This is a genomic window from uncultured Sunxiuqinia sp. (assembly GCF_947495665.1).
Classification (GTDB): Bacteria; Bacteroidota; Bacteroidia; order Bacteroidales; family Prolixibacteraceae; genus Sunxiuqinia; species Sunxiuqinia rutila.
This window is the reverse complement of the sequence record NZ_CANLZV010000003.1, coordinates 328,009-347,058: the sequence shown is the minus strand read 5'-3', so window position 1 is coordinate 347,058 and position 19,050 is coordinate 328,009. Positions and strand designations below refer to the sequence as shown.

General features: G+C 43.2%; 16 protein-coding genes. 10 read left to right on the top strand and 6 right to left on the bottom strand.

Going from position 1 to position 19,050, the window contains the following annotated elements:
* On the top strand, nucleotides 1–255 hold a 255-nt coding region (locus tag Q1A18_RS06585), incomplete at its 5' end, for a transposase (RefSeq protein WP_299578135.1).
* 26 nt (nucleotides 256–281) lie between these two features.
* The gene (locus Q1A18_RS06580; protein ID WP_299578134.1) at nucleotides 282–2,531 is read left to right on the top strand and encodes a TonB-dependent receptor; all 2,250 of its coding nucleotides are present in this window, start codon (nucleotides 282–284) and stop codon (nucleotides 2,529–2,531) included.
* Between the two features lie 91 nt (nucleotides 2,532–2,622).
* On the opposite strand, the gene Q1A18_RS06575 is transcribed toward Q1A18_RS06580, so the two are convergent.
* Nucleotides 2,623–5,244: a putative LPS assembly protein LptD gene (locus Q1A18_RS06575; protein WP_299578133.1), complete on the bottom strand. Its 2,622-nt coding sequence runs from the start codon at nucleotides 5,242–5,244 to the stop codon at nucleotides 2,623–2,625.
* Nucleotides 5,245–5,328: 84 nt separating this feature from the next.
* Here Q1A18_RS06575 and Q1A18_RS06570 point away from each other — a divergent pair, with 84 nt between their 5' ends.
* From Q1A18_RS06570 to Q1A18_RS06540, 7 genes are all read left to right on the top strand, one after another.
* Nucleotides 5,329–6,486 (top strand): N-acetylmuramoyl-L-alanine amidase, encoded by a 1,158-nt coding sequence (locus Q1A18_RS06570; RefSeq protein ID WP_299578132.1) that lies wholly within the window; start codon nucleotides 5,329–5,331, stop codon nucleotides 6,484–6,486.
* A 68-nt stretch (nucleotides 6,487–6,554) separates the two neighbouring features.
* The gene (locus Q1A18_RS06565; RefSeq protein WP_299578131.1) at nucleotides 6,555–7,814 is read left to right on the top strand and encodes an MlaD family protein; all 1,260 of its coding nucleotides are present in this window, start codon (nucleotides 6,555–6,557) and stop codon (nucleotides 7,812–7,814) included.
* Nucleotides 7,815–8,089: 275 nt separating this feature from the next.
* Nucleotides 8,090–9,520, top strand: coding sequence for a chromosomal replication initiator protein DnaA (gene dnaA / locus Q1A18_RS06560; protein WP_299578130.1), 1,431 nt, complete (start codon nucleotides 8,090–8,092; stop codon nucleotides 9,518–9,520).
* 53 nt (nucleotides 9,521–9,573) lie between these two features.
* Nucleotides 9,574–10,176 (top strand): YigZ family protein, encoded by a 603-nt coding sequence (locus Q1A18_RS06555; RefSeq protein ID WP_299578129.1) that lies wholly within the window; start codon nucleotides 9,574–9,576, stop codon nucleotides 10,174–10,176.
* 302 nt (nucleotides 10,177–10,478) lie between these two features.
* A complete protein-coding gene (pyrB, locus tag Q1A18_RS06550; RefSeq protein WP_299578128.1) occupies nucleotides 10,479–11,390 on the top strand; it encodes an aspartate carbamoyltransferase in 912 nt (303 codons plus the stop codon).
* A gap of 5 nt (nucleotides 11,391–11,395) precedes the next feature.
* Nucleotides 11,396–11,863 (top strand): aspartate carbamoyltransferase regulatory subunit, encoded by a 468-nt coding sequence (gene pyrI / locus Q1A18_RS06545; RefSeq protein ID WP_299578127.1) that lies wholly within the window; start codon nucleotides 11,396–11,398, stop codon nucleotides 11,861–11,863.
* A gap of 56 nt (nucleotides 11,864–11,919) precedes the next feature.
* On the top strand, nucleotides 11,920–12,366 hold the full coding sequence (locus Q1A18_RS06540) for a GAF domain-containing protein (RefSeq protein WP_299578126.1): 447 nt from the start codon (nucleotides 11,920–11,922) through the stop codon (nucleotides 12,364–12,366).
* A 64-nt stretch (nucleotides 12,367–12,430) separates the two neighbouring features.
* Here Q1A18_RS06540 and Q1A18_RS06535 read toward each other — a convergent pair whose 3' ends face one another.
* The 5 genes from Q1A18_RS06535 to Q1A18_RS06515 all read right to left on the bottom strand — a co-directional run bounded on the left by Q1A18_RS06535 (nucleotide 12,431) and on the right by Q1A18_RS06515 (nucleotide 17,387).
* On the bottom strand, nucleotides 12,431–12,703 hold the full coding sequence (locus tag Q1A18_RS06535) for an RNA-binding protein (protein ID WP_299578125.1): 273 nt from the start codon (nucleotides 12,701–12,703) through the stop codon (nucleotides 12,431–12,433).
* Nucleotides 12,704–13,019: 316 nt separating this feature from the next.
* Complete coding sequence (locus tag Q1A18_RS06530; protein ID WP_299578124.1) at nucleotides 13,020–14,201, bottom strand: class I SAM-dependent rRNA methyltransferase; 1,182 nt, start codon at nucleotides 14,199–14,201, stop codon at nucleotides 13,020–13,022.
* Entirely contained in the window at nucleotides 14,198–14,776 is a 579-nt protein-coding gene (locus tag Q1A18_RS06525; RefSeq protein ID WP_299578123.1) for a 3'-5' exonuclease, read from the bottom strand. The genes Q1A18_RS06530 and Q1A18_RS06525 overlap by 4 nt, the downstream gene beginning before the upstream one ends.
* A 2-nt stretch (nucleotides 14,777–14,778) precedes the next feature.
* Nucleotides 14,779–15,414: a DUF5063 domain-containing protein gene (locus Q1A18_RS06520; RefSeq protein ID WP_299578122.1), complete on the bottom strand. Its 636-nt coding sequence runs from the start codon at nucleotides 15,412–15,414 to the stop codon at nucleotides 14,779–14,781.
* Between the two features lie 41 nt (nucleotides 15,415–15,455).
* Nucleotides 15,456–17,387 carry an ATP-dependent DNA helicase RecQ gene (locus Q1A18_RS06515; protein ID WP_299578121.1) on the bottom strand — a complete coding sequence of 644 codons (1,932 nt, stop codon included), beginning with the start codon at nucleotides 17,385–17,387 and terminating at the stop codon, nucleotides 15,456–15,458.
* A 160-nt stretch (nucleotides 17,388–17,547) separates the two neighbouring features.
* On the opposite strand from Q1A18_RS06515, the gene guaB reads away from it, so the two are divergent.
* Nucleotides 17,548–19,020 (top strand): IMP dehydrogenase, encoded by a 1,473-nt coding sequence (guaB, locus tag Q1A18_RS06510; protein ID WP_299578120.1) that lies wholly within the window; start codon nucleotides 17,548–17,550, stop codon nucleotides 19,018–19,020.
* Nucleotides 19,021–19,050 lie beyond the last annotated feature (30 nt).

Below are 19,050 nucleotides of genomic sequence, written 5' to 3'. Positions count from 1 at the left end.
ACCCGCTTTTTCGATTATTCCAAGCACTTGAGACGCATCATGTACACCACCAATACCATTGAAGGATTCAACAAACAAATACGACGGGTTACTAAGCGCAAAGGCGCATTCCCTAGTGATATGGCCTTAATGAAGATACTTTATCTGGCTCAACAACAAATAACAAAAAACTGGGTCAGCAAACCTCCTTACTGGGGGCAAGTAAAACAAGAACTGATTATCAAATTTGGAGAACGATGCAAACTAAAACTCTAATAGCAAAATATAATTGACACAGTTTAATGAACACTACCGATGTGAAGGCTGAAGGAGAGCACATCCCGTTTGTCAATGTTTACATTAAAGGCACCAACTATGGAACCGTTACCGATGAAACCGGGCACTTTATGCTGGTTAACCTCCCGGTTGGAAAGCATACCATCATTGCCAAGATGATCGGTTATAAGCCGGTTGAAAAGTCGGTGGATCTGGTTCAAGGTCAAAGCATCGAACTCAACTTTCTGCTGGAAAAGAAAAGTCTGGCTGTTGATGAGGTCGTTGTTACCGGCACCAAAACGTTTAAACGCCAAACCGAGTCGGCAGTTATTGTCAATGTGCTGGACTCTAAAATATTCGATTACGTACAAGCCAACACCATCTCAGAAGGGCTCAGCTTTCAACCCGGCTTACGTATGGAAACAGACTGCCAAACCTGTAATTATTCGCAATTGCGGATGAATGGACTGGGAGGCGCTTATTCCCAAATCCTGATCAACAGCCGCCCAATTTTCAGTCCGCTGACCGGGCTTTACGGGCTGGAGCAAATTCCAACGGAAATGGTTGACCGAATTGAAGTGGTTCGTGGCGGTGCTTCTGCCTTGTATGGCTCAAGTGCTATTGGCGGAACAGTTAATGTCATCACGAAATTTCCGTCGCGCAATGCCTATAGTCTGTCCATGAACAATGCTGTCATCAACGGAGATGCCAACGACAATCACATCAATGGAAACGTGACCCTGCTCACGACCCAGCGCAATGCCGGTGCAACCATATTTGTATCGCGAAGAGACCGCCAAGCCTACGATCACAACGATGATGGCTTCTCGGAAATGCCCGCCCTTCAACACAATTCATTCGGATTTAACTCGTATTTTCGATTAAACCAAAATCAGAAACTGGAGATGAATTTTGCCAGTCTGCATGAATATCGCCGTGGCGGAAACAAGAACGATGAGCCGGCTTACCTGGCCGATCAGTCGGAAGAACGGACCCATGATATTCTGATGGGTGGTCTGGATTACTCGTTGGATTTCGATAACAACCGAACTTCGCTTTCGGCTTTTTTAGCCGGTCAATACACCGAACGCAAGCACTACACCGGCATTCGCCCGGACACTGATGAAGAAATCATCGCTCACAATGCGCTTCCTCCCTATGGAAATACCGACAACAACACGTTTATTGGAGGTGTGCAAGTCAACCATACGTTGTTTGACTTTTTCGGTGGCCCCAACATCATCACTACCGGATTGGAATACAACTACGATCAGGTGAATGATGAAATTGAAACCTACGACTACCTGCTTGATCAGACCTCCAAAAACCTGGGTTTCTACCTGCAAAGTGATTGGTCTGTCACTTCAAAACTAAACCTGCTCACGGGTGTTCGTGCCGATCAGCATAACTATGTGGACAAAATCATTCTTAATCCACGCGTATCCGCGCTGTACAAGTTTAACCAGGAAACCCAGTACCGAATCTCCTGGTCAACAGGTTTTCGGGCACCACAGGCCTTCGACACCGACATGCACATCGCTTTTTCGGGTGGTGGCATTCAACAAGTTCAGCTGGCAGATCAGCTGGATGAAGAGCGCTCTCAAAGCATCAGCACTTCGCTGAATTGGGACCGCGCTACGGAATCGCATATTTATGGGTTTACCATCGAAGGATTTTACACCCAACTGAAAGATGCTTTCATTTTAGAAGAAATGGACAATACTCCGGAAGGAAATTCAATTCTGGAGAAACGAAATGGCGGAAACTCGCAGGTATTTGGTGGAACATTTGAAGCACGGGCCAATTTCAACCAGAAACTGCAACTGGAAGCCGGATTAACCTTACAAAAGAGTCAATACGACGATGAAGTGGCTTGGTCGGCCGACATTGCAGGAACCAAAGATTACCTTCGCACCCCCGACTCATACGGCTACTTTACACTTGCCTACACTCCCGAGAGTCCGTTTAAAGCCACCCTCTCAGGCATTTACACCGGCTCCATGCTGATTCCTCACTACGGACTGGCAGGCGATGCAGGAACACCTGAGGCAGATGTTTTATTTAAATCCGACACCTTTTGGGAAACCAACATCAAGTTGTCCTATGATTTCAAGCTGCCTCACCTCGATTCGAACCTACAGCTTTTTGGCGGAATCAACAATGTATTTAATCAATACCAGGACGATTTTGACAAAGGAAAATACCGCGACAGCAACTATGTGTACGGTCCGGCTAAACCACAAACCCTATTTTTCGGAGTCAAACTCTTTAACTAGTGTCGCCTAAGCGACCAGCAACAAAAAAGAAAGCCCGCAGTACGAATCGTACTGCGGGCTTTCTTTTTTACAATTTATAAACGACCTCTGATTAGTTATTGTCGAACCAGCTTCGTTGTTTGTTTACTTTCAGGTCCTTCAACATCGAAGAAGAGGCGTTGATAGTAAAGCTGTAACTCTTACGTTGTCCGAAAGGAACAAAGTTAAAGCTCATATTCCAACAGTGCAGTTTCCGGTTGATGTTGAAAGTGGTAAATGAAAACTCACCAGCCTGAACATCGAAGTTGGTCGTCAACTGCATGTTCCATTCGCGGGTCAAATTCAACCTTCCACTAAAGTTCAAACTTTGGTTGATTTGCGCATCATGATAAGGACTTCTTTTCGAATAGCTTAAACTATAATCAAAGCGAAAATCCCAAGGCATGCTAAAATCGTAATACTCCACACGGCCATCCGGGTAAACCACTTCCTCCACCGTCGACTCCTCACCTTCTTTCTTCTCATCTTCCTTTTTCGACTTGAAAGACATCCCGAAAGATAAGTTGGCATTGGTTAAACGCCCCAGCTTAGCCAAGCCGGAGGCTTCATTCCACATATATTTGTTAATCTTATTTCCTTTCGTGTCGGTAGCATACGGATCAAGTGTTCCGCCAAAATTAAGGTTAACGCCCTTAATTGTTGTTCGGCCATTAATTCGGATATTACTCAAATTCAGCGAGTCAGCAATCAGGTTGTAAGAACCGCTAAAGCCAAGGTTATCGATAATCTTTACTTTCTGAAATTTCTCTTCCGTTGCGGTAGTGTCATTTTTAGCGGCAACTTTGGCTTCCAGGTTATTGGTCAACCCAAAGTTGATGGAACCACTTTCTTTGGAGCTTGCTGAACCAAAAATTCCATTCGCAAACCGGTTATAGCTGATTACATTCCCATTTTCATCAATATAGCTGTCCCAGAATCCGTATTTCGGATCAGTAAAGTCCGGGTTGTAACTCAAGCTGATGGAAGGCGAAATTTTATGACGGATGGCTTTAACCCGCGAATTCGGGTTTTTAATCTGATACATTCCGTAAATATTGGTTTGCGAACTCAACGCAAAAGAATAGTTGTAATTCCGCTTGAAGTGGTAAATGGTGTCCACCCAAAGTGTTCCTTCCTGAGCAACATGGTCAAAAGCATAGTTCTTCTCGAGGTAATTGGTATACCAACGTTCCGAATAACTGATACTTGGACTCACATTGATGTATTTAAACAAGTTGAAGTTGGGCAAAGAAATCGGAATCGAGTGTTTCCAACCATTGCTCCAGTCGGTTATCAGCGACTTGTTTAAAATTTCATCTTCGCGGGCCGTTATCGAGTTTTTAATGTTACCGGTATAGCTAAAGCCAATTTTCTCGTACCACTTTGCCGGACCAACCCGTCCTTTTTGCTTAAATGGATAAATTTTAGACATGGAAAAAGTAAGCTCCGGAAAACTTAACGAGATGGTTGAATCCCGTGAGTTTTGCGAATGCCTGAAGCTGGATGACATATTAAACGGCGAGTTTTCCCATTTTTTGGAGTAGGAAATACTCGATGATTTAGTGGTCTGCAGGTAATTTTGTACGTTATACGAGTTTTGCTTGTCGTAGCTGGTTGTCGACAAGTTCACATTCGCTGAAAAGGTTTGAAACGGATTGGCTTTGCTGTCCTGCGAATGCGACCATTGCAGTGAGAAACCAGGCGACCGGCTAAAATCAGGCAAGCCCGGGTCGCTGTACCGGTTCACATTGTACCTAAAATCAAAGCTTCCTGAAAACTTATACCGCTTTTTATAGTTGGTGTGCAAATTACTTCCCCACGATCCTTTCGAATAAATATCCCCTTTTACGGTCAAATCAAAATACTGACTTGCGGCCCAGTAATATCCTCCTTCACGCAGGAAAAAACCCCGGTTTTGTTCTTCACCATAGGTTGGTATTATAATACCTGACGAATAAGTTGGCGAGTTGGGGAAAAAGCCAAACGGAATCATCGGAAAATAAATTGGAAAATCTTCCAGTACCAAATAAGCCGGACCGGTAATAATTTTCTTGTTTGAAATCACCTTGGCTTTGGTCATTCTTAAGTAGAAGTGCGGATGATCCGCATCGCAGGTAGTGTACTTTCCTTTTTTTAGAATGAAAGCGTTGGCATCAATCTTTTTGGTTCGTTCACTATGCACATAGCCCTCGCCCTGCTGCGTTTTCACCTCAGTAATAATCCCCTTCTGCGTTTCAAAATTGTAACGCAAAGTTTCACTTTCAAACTCCTCCTGCCCATCTTTAAACACCGGCTCGCCCTGCATCACATCCGCAGAGTCCGGCACCCCTTCAGCATAAACTTCTTTGGTTTGAAGATCCAGCTCAATGTAATCGGCTTTCAACTCAATGGTTTGGTAAGTAACTACGGCATCTTTATAGAGATACACTTTTTTACCATCCAAAGAGATTACAATGGAGTCGGTGGCATTATAAGTAATAGGTGCTTCCAAAACTGTTGAACTGGCGGAATCAGCCTGACTGGTTGTATCAGGAACAGCTTCGCCAGCTACAACCAATGAGTCGACTGGCAACTCTCTTAGCGGCTTGAGTACTTGTGTTGTGTCCGGCAATTCCTGCGCAAAGGCAGAAAGCCCCAACAAAAGCAGCATATATGTAAATCGAATTCTTATCAAATCAGGTAAAATGTTTGCCATTGCGGTCACGTTGGTCTGCAAAAATATAAATTCAACCCAGACAAACGGGCCAACGAATGCAAAATAATTTTAATATTTCTATTTTTGTTTCATTCTATAATCATCAATATGGACATCAGCCCAAAATTAACAGTTGTTATTGTCTTTCTAATCTTATGGTTCCCGCCAATCGTGAAAAGCGGCAACCTGCCGGACAAACCCTTCACCGTGATCATCGATCCCGGACACGGAGGACGAGATCCAGGCGCAGTAACAAAACAGATTAAAGAAAAAGATATTGTCTTGAACATTGGCTTGAAATTGGGAAATTACATTCAAAAGAATCTTCCGGACGTAAAAGTTATCTATACGCGCGACAAGGATGTGTTTGTTCCCTTGCACCAGCGTGCTGCCATTGCCAACAAGCATAAAGCAGATCTTTTTATCTCTCTGCATGCAAACTATTGCGGCACCCCTTCCATTGCCGGAACCGAAACCTTTGTGCTGGGACTTCACCGCAGTGAGGAAAACCTGGACGTGGCCAAAAAAGAAAATGCCGTTATTCTGATGGAAGAAGATTACTCAACAACTTACCAGGGCTTTGATCCAAATTCGTCGGAATCATACATCATGTTCGAAATGGTACAGGATGAACACCTTTATCAGAGTATCAACCTGGCAGCTTCCATCCAGGATCAGTTCAGAGAGCGGGCAGGACGTAGAGACCGAGGTGTCAAACAAGCCGGTTTTTTGGTCTTGCGCCAAACCAGTATGCCCAGTGTGTTGGTTGAAGCTGGTTTCTTAAGCAATCCGCGTGAAGCCAATTACATGAATACGGATGACGGACAGGCCTACCTGGCTTCAGCAGTATACCGCGCTGTTAAAGATTATAAAAAGGTGGTTGACAGCAAAAGCGACTATAAACTTGTGGCCGCCAATACGCCCAGCAAAACATCTGCTGCTGAGCCAGTGAAAAAAGAACTTCCAGTGAGTAGCGACCAGAACATTTATTTTTGCATTCAGCTTGCCGCAACCAGCAAAGCCATTGACACCAAACCATCTAATTTTAAAGGGTTAAAGCAAGTTGAGCGCAAACAAATGAGCCCGGTGTACAAATATTTTTACGGCAATACCCAAACGCTGGAGGAAATAAAAACACTAAGAAATCAAATTAAACACTTATTTCCGGATGCCTTTATTGTTGCTTTTGAAAAGGATAAAACCATCCCTATAAAAAAAGCCTTGCGGAAAATAAAACCGTAGTTCACAACGCAATGTTTGTAAACTACCGGAATGCTCACTAATATTGTAAAAATAAGCAGAAATCATTTATGAAACTCACCAAGTACACCAAGTTAGGTCTTTTAATCGTATTTAGTTTTGCCATCTTCATTTGGGGGATGAACTACCTCAAGGGAATTGACTTTTTCAAACAAAACACCACCTACCATGTCGTGTATGAACGAGTTGACGGGCTACTGGAATCCAGTGCCGTAATGATGAATGGCTACCAGGTGGGGCAAGTCAAGTCCATTGATTTTTCAGCCAGAAATGATGGAAGTCTTGTCGTAGCCTTTTCATTGGAAGGTGATTTTCTCATTCCCCGGGGATCAGCCGCACGAATCGTTTCCTCTGACATAATGGGGACCAAATCAATTAAGCTGCAAATTGTTCCATCCAATGCCTATTACCAGCCGGGAGACACCATTCCCGGAAGTATTGAGGAAGATTTGAAAGAACAAGTAAGCATGCAGGTGCTGCCTCTAAAAAATAAGGCCGAACAATTGCTGGGATCACTCGATTCGGCAATTACCGTAATTACTTACGTATTTAATGCTGAAGCCCGGCAAAACCTGGCCGAAAGTTTTACACGTATTAATCAAACCATTCTCAACCTTGAAACAGCATCCAATGAAGTAAGCGAATTACTGGTTTCGGAAAAATCGAACCTCCAAGGCATTATTCGAAATATGAATGAACTGTCGGCCAGCCTAAATGACAACAGCGATGACTTCACCAATATTGTCAGTAACTTTTCCTCCATCAGCGACAGCCTGGCTGCAGCCGATCTGGCCAAGCTCATCGGCGAACTCCATGCCTCGGCTCAAGGCATGAACAGTATCCTCGAAAAGCTGGATACCGGCAAAGGAACAGCTGGAAAATTGATTAATGACGAAGAACTATACAGTAACCTGGCCGACATGAGCCAAAGCCTGGACAACCTGCTCAAAGACCTTCGGAACAATCCGAAACGCTACGTCCACTTCTCAGCTTTCGACCTAGGCAAAAACGTTTATGTTTCTCCTGAAAGAGCTCAAAACAAAAATGCCGACTACACCCTGAAAGTTCATTTAATATCGAGCCCTAAACGGATGTCGTTGGAAAATTCGATTTTTGAGCAATTTGAGCAAGTAGAAGAGGTGGAAATATCCGGCGTATACAGTTACCTGACGGGAAGTACATCTGACATCGATGATATTATGAAAATGCACACTAAAGCCAAAACTGTTTTCCCAGATGCAAGTATTGTTGCATTCAAAAATGGACGAAAAGTAAGGCTGGAAAAGGCTTTGAAGAAATTAGGAAATTAGCATCTTAATTTTTTCCAAAATTTTTAAAAATCGCAACCCCCTCAGAATACAATGGTTCCAAAACCCATCAAGGATAAATGATTGATAGCGTGACTGTTATAAAGCATGAAAAAAGTATTTTTTTTAACTACCTGACTACGACATAGGTTATATTGGTTTCATAAAAGTCAAGTCAAAATTGATTTTTTTAATACTTATTTTTTCACAAGATTTGTTGTCGGGAATTCAACTAGGGAAAAAATTTGTCGAATTATATTTAAATCCTGCTGTTCAAAATGAGTAACAATCATCTTGCTGTATGGAATCGTTGTCTTTCAGTTATAAAAGATAATGTTCCTACAATTAGTTTTAAAACATGGTTTGAGCCAATAGTACCGGTAAAAATTAACGATCAGGTATTGACCATTCAGGTACCAAGTCCATTCTTTTACGAATATTTGGAAGAGCAGTACATTGATCTGTTGCGTAAAACCTTGCGAAAAGAAGTAGGAAACGATGCCAAGCTCGAATATGTTGTTGTTATGGGGAACAACCAAACAAACACGCAACCGTACACGGTAAAATACCCAACAACAAACAATAGCAAAATCCAAAATAAACCATTAAACGTACCATTAAAAACGGAGGGAAAAGCCTCTATCAGGAACCCGTTTATTATTCCTGGTATTCAAAAACTTCAGGTTGACCCTCAATTAAAGCCTGACAACACCTTTGAAAATTTTGTTGAAGGCGAATGTAACCGTCTGGCCAGAAGTGCTGGCTATGCGGTATCACAAAATCCGGGAGGAACAGCTTTCAACCCGTTAATGATTTACGGAAACTCTGGACTTGGAAAAACGCACCTGGCCCACGCCATCGGTATTGAAGTTAAGGAACGTTTTCCTGAGAAAATTGTCTTGTATGTCAACGCGAACAAATTTCAAACACAATACACGGAAGCCATCCGTAATAATAACCGCAACGACTTTTTGCACTTCTATCAAATGATTGATGTGCTGATTCTGGATGATGTGCATGAATTTGCTGGAAAAGAAAAAACGCAGGAGACTTTCTTCCACATTTTCAACCACCTTCACCAAAGCGGAAAACAATTGATTCTGACTTCGGATAAACCACCTATTGAACTGAAAGGCATGGAACAACGCTTACTTTCTCGTTTCAAGTGGGGTTTAACAGCTGATCTTCAGATGCCAGACTTTGAAACCAGAATGGAAATTCTGAAACGCAAGACCTACAAAGACGGCATTGAAATCAAAGAAGAAGTATTGGAATATGTTGCTTCGCATGTTGGGAACAATGTTCGTGAACTGGAAGGAGCTTTGGTTTCGCTGCTGGCTCAGTCAACCCTGAACCGCAAAGAAGTAACCATTGAACTGGCCAGCGAAATGGTCAACAAATTGGTAAAAAGCTCGAAACGCGAATTATCCATCGATTACATTTCAAAAGTAGTATGCGACTATTTCAACATGCCGGTTGACACGCTTCAGGCACGCACCCGGAAAAGAGAAATTGTTCAGGCACGGCAGTTGGCAATGTACTTCTCCAAAAGCCTGACCAAATCATCCTTGGCATCCATCGGTTCCCAAATTGGGAAGAAAGACCATGCTACGGTGTTGCACGCTTGCAAGACAGTAAACAACCTCAAAGAAACGGACAAGAATTTCAAGTTCTTTGTAGACGAGATAGAAAAGAAATTAAAAATGTAACTGTAATCAGTGCTGGCAGATCAATTTGATCTGCCTTTTTTATAACTTTAAAAATGACCGATTCTTTCCGAACCATAGCCGAAGCAGCAGAAGGCCTGTTTAAAGACAAAGGCAGCAAATTCATTGCCTACGCTTTTCCGGTTGAAACCGAGGATGAAATCAAAGAGCACATTCAGGATCTAAAGAAAGCCCATCACTCGGCGCGTCACCATTGTTATGCCTGGCGCTTGGGAGCTGCAAAAAAACGCTTCAGGGCCAACGACGACGGAGAGCCGTCATCAACAGCAGGCAAGCCGATTCTGGGCCAGATCAAGCGTCTGGAACTTACCAATGTCTTGGTCGTAGTGGTTCGATACTTTGGAGGAACCTTGCTGGGAGTTGGAGGGCTGATTAATGCATACAAAGCCGCAGCCGCTGATGTGCTGGACCAAACCACAATCATTGAAAAGCTGGTGGAAACCTATTTCACGCTTGATTTTGACTATCCCAACATGAATCCGGTCATGCGTATTTTTAAGGAAGAAGAGCTGGAGCAGAAAGAAACCAGGTTTGAACTACGTTGCCAGATTACAACATCAGTCCGGCAAAGTGAAGCTGAGCGTATCATGGAAAAATTCCGGAAAATTCACGGTGTAAACGTAACACTTGTTGATTAATCCCGATTTTGTTGATAAATCGCTAATAAAACACACCAAAAAGGCAATTGTTACATGCACAATTTATTTAATTTTGGATTTTGATGAAGCGTTTAAACGTTCAATATGAATTCCCAAAAGGTGAGCAGGATCACCTGACATATTTTTTTCCCAAATTTAGACGTTTCATCAAGGTCTTGGATAGACATTTTTCAACTCAGCAAATTTATTTGTTACCGGTATATTTTCCGGATAGTAAAAACCAACAGTGATTTTTTAATCCTGTTGGTTTTTTTTTGAAATCACTTAATGACACAGATCGAATGAATAAAAAAGATTTAATTTCCATCATGGATTATTCGAAGGAAGACTACCTGAGAATAATGGATCTGGCTGCAGATTTTGAAGCAAATCCCAATCAGAAATTATTGGATGGCAAAGTTGTAGCCTCGCTCTTTTTTGAGCCATCAACCCGTACCCGGTTGAGTTTCGAAACCGCCATCAACCGTATGGGCGGTCGAATTATCGGGTTCTCTGATGCCGGTTCGTCCAGTGTGACCAAAGGAGAAACGCTGCACGACACCATACGTATGGTCTCACAATATGCTGATCTGATTGTGATGCGCCATCCCATGGAGGGAAGTGCCCGGTATGCCGCCGAAGTTTCCTCAGTTCCGGTTATCAATGCCGGCGACGGAGCCAACCAGCACCCCACCCAAACCCTGCTGGATATGTACTCTATTTTGAAAACCCAGCAGACGTTTGACAACCTGAATCTGTTCATGGTAGGCGATCTTCGCTACGGACGTACCGTACATTCACTGCTGATGGCCCTGTCTCAATTCGACAACCCCATCTTCAACTTCATCGCTCCCGAAGAGCTGCTGATGCCAGAGGAATACAAAATTTACCTGCGCGAAAAAGGGATTCGCTACTTCGAGCACCTGGAGTTTACCGATATCATCTCAGAGGCTGACATCGTTTACATGACCCGCGTGCAAAAAGAACGTTTTTCAGACCCCATGGAATACGAAAAAGTCAAGAATGTCTACATCCTTAAAAACAGCATGCTCAAAAACACGAAACCCAACATGCGTATTCTGCACCCACTGCCTCGTGTTAACGAAATTGCTACCGACGTAGACCAAAATGAAAAAGCCTACTATTTTCAGCAAGCACGCAACGGTGTTTATGCCCGCGAGGCCATCATTGCTCATGCTTTAAACTTAAAGTAATTGTCATGAAAGAGCATAAGAAAAAATTAAAACTGAAAGTCAGCGCCATCAGTGAAGGCACCGTAATCGATCATATTCCTTCTGAAAACCTGTTTGATGTAATTTCAATCCTGGAACTGGATCAAACACCAAACATGATTACCTTTGGCGCCAACCTCGAAAGCGACAAGCTGGGTAAGAAAGCCATCATCAAGGTTTCCAATCAATTTTTTGAGAATGATGAAATCAACAAAATTGCGCTGATTGCTCCGCATGCGAAACTAAACATTATTCGCGACTACGAAGTAATTGAGAAAAAAGAAGTTACGATACCCGATCGCATCGTTGGAATTGTTAAGTGTTTCAACCCGAAGTGCATCACCAACTCGGAGCCCATAACCACTTCATTTTCGGTTATTTCGAAGGAACCTGTTGCGCTTAAGTGTAAGTATTGCGAGAAAATTACCCACGAAAACCAAATGGTTATCAAATAATTAAAAGGCCGTAAAGGCAGTTAAACAACGTGCATTATTATTTTAATAACGAGAAAATGAGACCAGATTTTAGTGCCATTTTAGAAGAAATAAAACAGCAGGTTGCCACCAATTCGGCAGACCTGCACCTAAGGGTTTGCCAGCTATTGAAAGAGAAAGTCTATCATTACGACTGGGTGGGTTTTTACCTGCTAAAAGACGGCCTTCTCGAACTGGGCGAGTATGCAGGCAAACCTACCGATCATACTCAAATTGCCATTGGCAAAGGCGTTTGCGGACAGGTAGCAGAAAAGAAAGAGACCATCATTGTTCAGGATGTAAGCCAGGAAGCGAACTACATTGCCTGCAGCTTGGATGTACAGTCAGAAATAGTGGTTCCCATCCTTCGTAACGGCGAATTTATTGCCGAATTGGATATTGACAGTCACTCTCCTGCCCCATTCACACAAGAAGACCAGGACTTTTTGGAACAGGTTTGCGCCTTACTCGAAGCTTCTTTTTAAAACAAAAAGGTTCGTCCGGAAATCCGGACGAACCAATATTTTTAGCAGTCTATAAAAGTCAGCATTAATAGCGATCTCTTCTTGGAGGTCTTTCCGGTCTGGGCCGGGCTTTGTTAACTTTTATATTTCTTCCGTTTACTTCAGCTCCATCCAATTCTTCAACGGCTTTGTCTCCTTCGGATTCAACAGCCATTTCAACAAAGCCAAAACCTTTGGCTCTTCCAGTTTCACGGTCCTTAACAATTTTCACAGAGACAACTTCTCCGTATTCAGCAAAAATTTCACCCAGTTCGTCTTCTCTAAGATTGTAGTCCAGGTTACCTACGTAAATGTTCATAGTTTAAGAATAAAAAATTTGAAATAAATAAAAACATAACTGGCGGGGAAAAACATGCGGACCGTAAAATTCAATTATCCGAATAATTTATCACAGAAACCAAGCAAATTCACCCCCTACCCTAAATACATAAAATAACGTTGTCAGTTGGGGATGAATGTGATTCATTTTCCGGGAAAAGGTTGATTTTTAATCTGAAAAAATACCGATTCGCAACCATACTCTATACAAAAATAAGTATTGTTTCGAATCTGCAAATTTTTTCAATGGTTTTTTGCACAATAAATTATGAAAAACGAAAAAAACTATCGTCCATCTAATCAACGTATAAAACCAAGCCTTTTAAATATTCTCCTTCAGGGTGATAAATATTGATGGGATGATCAGCCGGCTGATGAAGCTGATGCAAAATGCGCACCTTACGCCCCGAAATGGCTGCTCCGGAAAATACTGCTTCCCGGAATTGATCTTTGCTAACCACCTGCGAACAGCTGAATGTGAATAAGATACCGCCCGGACGAATTTGCTCAAATGCTTTAGCATTCAATCGTTTGTAAGCCTGAAGCGCCTGACGTAGCGCACCCCGGTGCTTAGCAAAAGCCGGTGGATCAAGAATTACCAAATCGTAACGATCTTTCATATCTCGCATAAAATCAAAGGCATCAGCCACATAAGCCTCGTGGCGTTGATCGTCTTTAAAATTCAGCGCCACATTTTGCCGGGTGAGCTCAATGGCTTTAGCCGATGCATCCACAGAGTGCACCTTTTGGGCTCCTCCCTGCATGGCAAAAAAGGAGAAACCTCCGCTGTAGCAAAACATGTTCAACACATCGCGGCCTTTCGAAAACTGTTCCACAAGCTTCCGGTTTTCCCGCTGATCGATGAAAAAGCCTGTCTTTTGCCCTTCCACCCAATCAACCCGGTAAGAAAGTCCGTACTCCTGAACAATGCAAGGCTCCGACTGGCCCAGCAAGTAGCCGTTTTCAGGTTGAATATTGGCTTTGAACGGAAGTGTTTTGTCACTCTTATCGTAAACGGCAACCAACTGGTCGCCCATAAGTTCTTTAAATAATTCGGCCAGCTCATGCCGAACAAGATACATACCCACCGAATGCGCCTGATAAACTGCCGTTCCGTTGTAAAAGTCAACAATCAGTCCGGGCAGGCCATCGCCTTCGCCATGAATAAGGCGAAACACATTGGTTTGAGATTCATGAAAGCCCAGGCTGCGACGCAGTTCAAGAGCTACAGCAAGTTTCTTTTTCCAGAAATTACGATCAATCACGGTATCTTCAAAAGACAGCACACGCACCGCAATTGAACCAATCTGAAAATGGCCAATGGCTAAAAATTCGTCTTTGCTGGAAACCACGCGAACCAACTCTCCTTCTTCCAACTCCCGACTAATGTAGTTGACGGCTCCCGAAAAAATCCAGGGATGAAACCGGTTTAGCGATTGTTCTTTTCCGGCTTTCAGGGTAATTATGGGTAGACTCATGACTGTGCTGCAATTAAGGAGTTAAAAATTTCGCAAGCAACCCAGGCATCAGTGGCCGCATAGCTCAGTTGCGCTTCAGTTAATTCATCGGCTTCCCAATTAGACAGACGCTGCGATTTGGAAATGCGAAATCCTAAAACAATGCCCGTAATTTTTTTCAGGCTAAAATCTTGTATCCCATAGCCTTTTACTTCATCCTGCAGTTCGATAAAGCCCTGAGGCGTAAATCGGTTAATTTTTTGAAGTGCCTTGATATCGTCGCGGATAGCCACGCCCACTTTGGCGATTTGTTCATCGGCTAAAATGTCTTTCAGCGCATTGGGTAAGCCAATTTTATTGATTCGGAAGATAAAGGCTTTATCGGAGGTTGACAACTGCAGTAGCGCTACTTGGTGGACCTGTCCTCGCTTAAACGAAGGTTTGGTTTCCGTGTCAAACCCTAAAACATCCTGGTCACGCAAATAAGCGATGGCCTTTTCTAACTGTTCTTGACTATCCACCAAAACAATTTTTCCATCAAAGGCATGTAATGGTAATTCGGCCAGTGCTTCTTTCGTAATACTTTCTATAAACATACTTAATCTCCCTGATTCTTGAATAATTGGTTCAGCCATTCCGGCTTGTTGCCTGCACCCTCTTCCTCCTCACGAGGGTCATTCTCCGCGGCTATATTTACCTGGTCTTCCAAATCAACATCGCCATAAATGAGTGCATGAACAGCTCGTAAGGAATTTACCAGACGTTGCCCCCAGTAGTTTTTAAAATTATCGATACAAACCCATAAGGCTTCCTGCATCACCAGTTCATCACCAGTCCGGTAAGACATCAAAAAGTCCTTCAAATCCTGATAAATGTCAGTTAAACACTCTGAAATACTGGAACTCAACGGGGCATCGCTGAATTGCATATCTGCATCAAATACTTCCTGAAAATCATCGTATTCTCCCAAAAGATTCATCACCTTTTGCTGCAGAAAGTTATAATCAACCTCACTAACAAACTTTTCCAGTCCCATTTCTTCAAAACTCTCCACATCTGGCAAAACCGATGTTTTCAGGTACAGTAAAGGCAAAATTTTCTGTGCCCGATTCAAAAAAGAAAGTGTGTTTTGCGTATTGGCTGTTTCCAGAAAGTTACAGTATTCGTTGGCTACCGTAACAAACTCAATAACATTCTTAGAATAAACAATTGGATTTAAATTTTCCTCGGTCATATTGTGCAATTAATCCTGCAAAAATAATAAGATTTTCCGTTTCATTCGGTTTTTGAACCGTTAGTCTCCGGATTCCTTTTCCATTCCAGCTTATTATCAATGCGCCGCACAATCTTACCATTGTCCATCAGCCAGCGGATAACCTTTATTTTCAGGTCTTCCTTGCCTTTCAATTTCATGATCAGTTCTTCAAAAGTAGATGCTTCCGCTAAACTCTTTTTAATATCTTCAGCCAGCTGATCAAACTCGAGCTTACTCAGGCTCAACTCATTCCGCTCCAGACACACATCACATTTCCCACAACGAACCGACTCATCTTCACCAAAATAGTGAAGCAAAACCTGGCTTCGGCACTTTAGTTTTTGGGTTGAATAGTGAATCATCGCATCAATCCGCTTCTGATAATCGCTTTTGCGGTCGGCATAATGTTCTTTCGAAATCTTTAGACGGCTGATATCAATTCGCTCCTTCGGAAAATAAATGTAAGGCGTGTTTTTCCGCGGAATGTAATGAATGATTTTATGGGCGTTCAGGTGATTCAAAAAACGATAAACCACCTCCAGACTAAGGCCGGCACGCTTAGCCAGCACCTCTTCATTAATCGGTACATAATCAGAAAAAAGGCCGGAATAAGAACGCAGCAATAATTTGGTAAAGCCATCGAAACTCGAATTGGCCACCTGAAACTTATACAGTTCGTCGCGCCCAACCACAAACGTCACGCGCGACGGGTTATCGCTTTCTTCCGTCAGCTCCAGGTACCCTTCACGCTGTAAAATTTTAATGCTACTGTAAATAGCCTGAATCTGCATCTTGTATTTCGAGGCAAAATTGCCCAGGTTAAAGTCCTTAGTCTGATTTTTTCCATAGCCAACCGCCATTTGAAAGGTATTGCAAAGTGCCTGGTACACATTCTTGATGACCTGAATTTCGGGAAAGGATTTTTCCACATTCTTTTTTAAGGCCAGAATATCCGATTGGCCATAAATCAGTACCGCATAAGCTTTCTTTCCATCCCTTCCGGCGCGGCCAGCCTCCTGGAAATAAGCTTCCGGCGAATCCGCAGGACCATAATGAATCACAAACCGAACGTTGGCTTTATCGATCCCCATTCCAAAGGCGTTAGTGGCTACAATCACCCTTGTTTTCTCCGATTTCCAGTCGTCTTGCTTGCGCTCCCGGTTTAAGCTGCTGAGGCCGGCATGGTAATAGTCAGCCGAAATCTGATTGCGTCGCAAAAATTCACTGATCTCTTTGGTCAGCCTCCGGCTGCGTACATACACAATCCCCGTTCCTTTCGCTCGTTTAACCGATTGCAGCAAATAATTCAGTTTATCTTCCCGTTCGCGAACAATATAAATCAGGTTTTCGCGGAAAAAGCTTTTACGCAGAATGTGCTCCTTTTTAAACGCCAGCTGTTTCTGAATATCTTTTTCAACCTCACGGGTAGCAGTGGCCGTAAGGGCCAAAACCGGCACATCCGGCAATAGTTTCCGAAGCTCAGTTATTTTTCGATACGAAGGCCGAAAATCGAAGCCCCATTGCGAAATACAGTGCGCTTCATCAACCGTAATCAGGTTGATATCCATATTGGTCAGATGCTCCTTGAAGCGCTCGGTGTTGATTCGCTCCGGAGACAGATACAAGAATTTGTAATCTCCCCAGCTGGCTTTGTCAAAGGCAATTTTGATTTCCTGCTGACTTAAGCCAGAATGAATCGCCAACGCTTTAATGCCCTTTTTACTCAGGTTCTCCACCTGATCTTTCATCAAGGAAATCAGCGGGGTAATGACCAAACAAATTCCGGGTTTTGCCAAGGAATACACCTGAAAGGTAATTGATTTCCCACCACCGGTAGGCATCAATCCCAAGGTGTCATTTCCCTTATCAACTGACTGAATAATTTCTTCCTGCAACGGACGAAAATCTGAATAGCCCCAGTAACGGGTTAATATGGATTTAAAATCACTCAAGCGAACTAATTTTTTGCAATGATTATAAAAACAGATTCAACTTAACAAATTTTAATGAAATTTAATTTTTTTAATGGAGTCTTGCAATGCCCGTATCCAAGCTTAATCCGGTTATTTTTTGTAGTTTTGGCCTATTGTATCAAACCCAAAAATCGCAACCATGTCGTTTTATGCCGATAAAATAATCAGCGAAGGATTGACATTTGATGATGTACTACTAATCCCTTCATATTCTGATGTATTGCCTCGCGATGTTGATTTGAGTTCTTCCTTTTCGCGCTCCATCAAGCTAAACACCCCTATCGTTACGGCAGCCATGGACACGGTTACCGAAGCCACCTTGGCTATTGCCATTGCCCGCGAAGGCGGTATCGGGGTTTTGCATAAAAATATGAGTATTGAGGAACAAGCCCAGCAAGTAATGACTGTAAAACGAGCTGAAAATGGCATGATTTACAACCCCATTACGATTGAGCGACATAAGCTTGTACGCCATGCACTGGAGATCATGAAAACCTACAAAATCGGAGGGATTCCGGTGGTTGACTCCAATAACCTGCTGGTTGGCATTGTTACCAACCGCGACCTTCGCTTTGAGCAAAACATGGATCGTCCGATTGCTGAAGTCATGACTTCGGAGAATTTGGTTTACACAGCCGAATCAACCGATCTGGACAAAGCAGCCGAGATTCTTCAGAAATATAAAATTGAAAAACTACCGGTAGTCGATCAGCATAAAAAATTGATTGGTTTGGTTACCTATAAAGACATTACCAAGGCCAAAGACAAACCGTTGGCTTGCAAAGATCATAAAGGGCGGCTACGCGTTGCTGCTGGCGTTGGTGTCACCAGCGACTCAATGGACCGAATTGATGAGTTGGTAAAAACCCAGGCAGACGCCATTGTTATTGACACCGCACACGGGCATTCCAAAGGCGTTTTGGAAACCTTGCGAAAGGCCAAAGCCAAATACCCGGAAATTGATTTTATTGCCGGAAACATTGCCACTGCTGAAGCTGCCGCCGACATGGTACTTGCCGGAGCTGATGCCGTAAAAGTGGGTATTGGTCCCGGATCAATATGCACCACCCGCGTGGTAGCCGGAGTCGGAATCCCACAACTATCGGCCATTTATGATGTTGCCAAAAGCCTAAAAGATAGTGATGTTCCGGTCATTGCTGACGGAGGTATCCGTTATTCCGGCGACATTGTTAAAGCCATTGCTGCCGGAGCCAATTCCATCATGGCTGGTTCCCTATTTGCCGGAGTTGAAGAATCACCCGGTGAAACCATCATTTTCCAGGGTCGAAAGTTCAAGTCCTACCGCGGCATGGGTTCTGTGGAAGCCATGCAAGCCGGTTCGAAAGACCGATACTTTCAGGATGTGGAAGATGACATCAAAAAACTGGTTCCGGAGGGTATCACTGCCCGGGTTCCTTACAAAGGCACGCTTTACGAAGTCCTTTACCAGCTGATTGGCGGATTGAAAGCAGGAATGGGCTACTGTGGTGCCAGAAACATTGAGGAGTTAATGCATGCCAAGTTCACCAAAATAACGGCATCCGGCATTCAGGAAAGTCATCCGCATGATGTTTCTGTAACCCGGGAAGCTCCCAATTACAGTAGCCGTTGAATAGTCCCGGCACAATTTTAAGTTGAAATT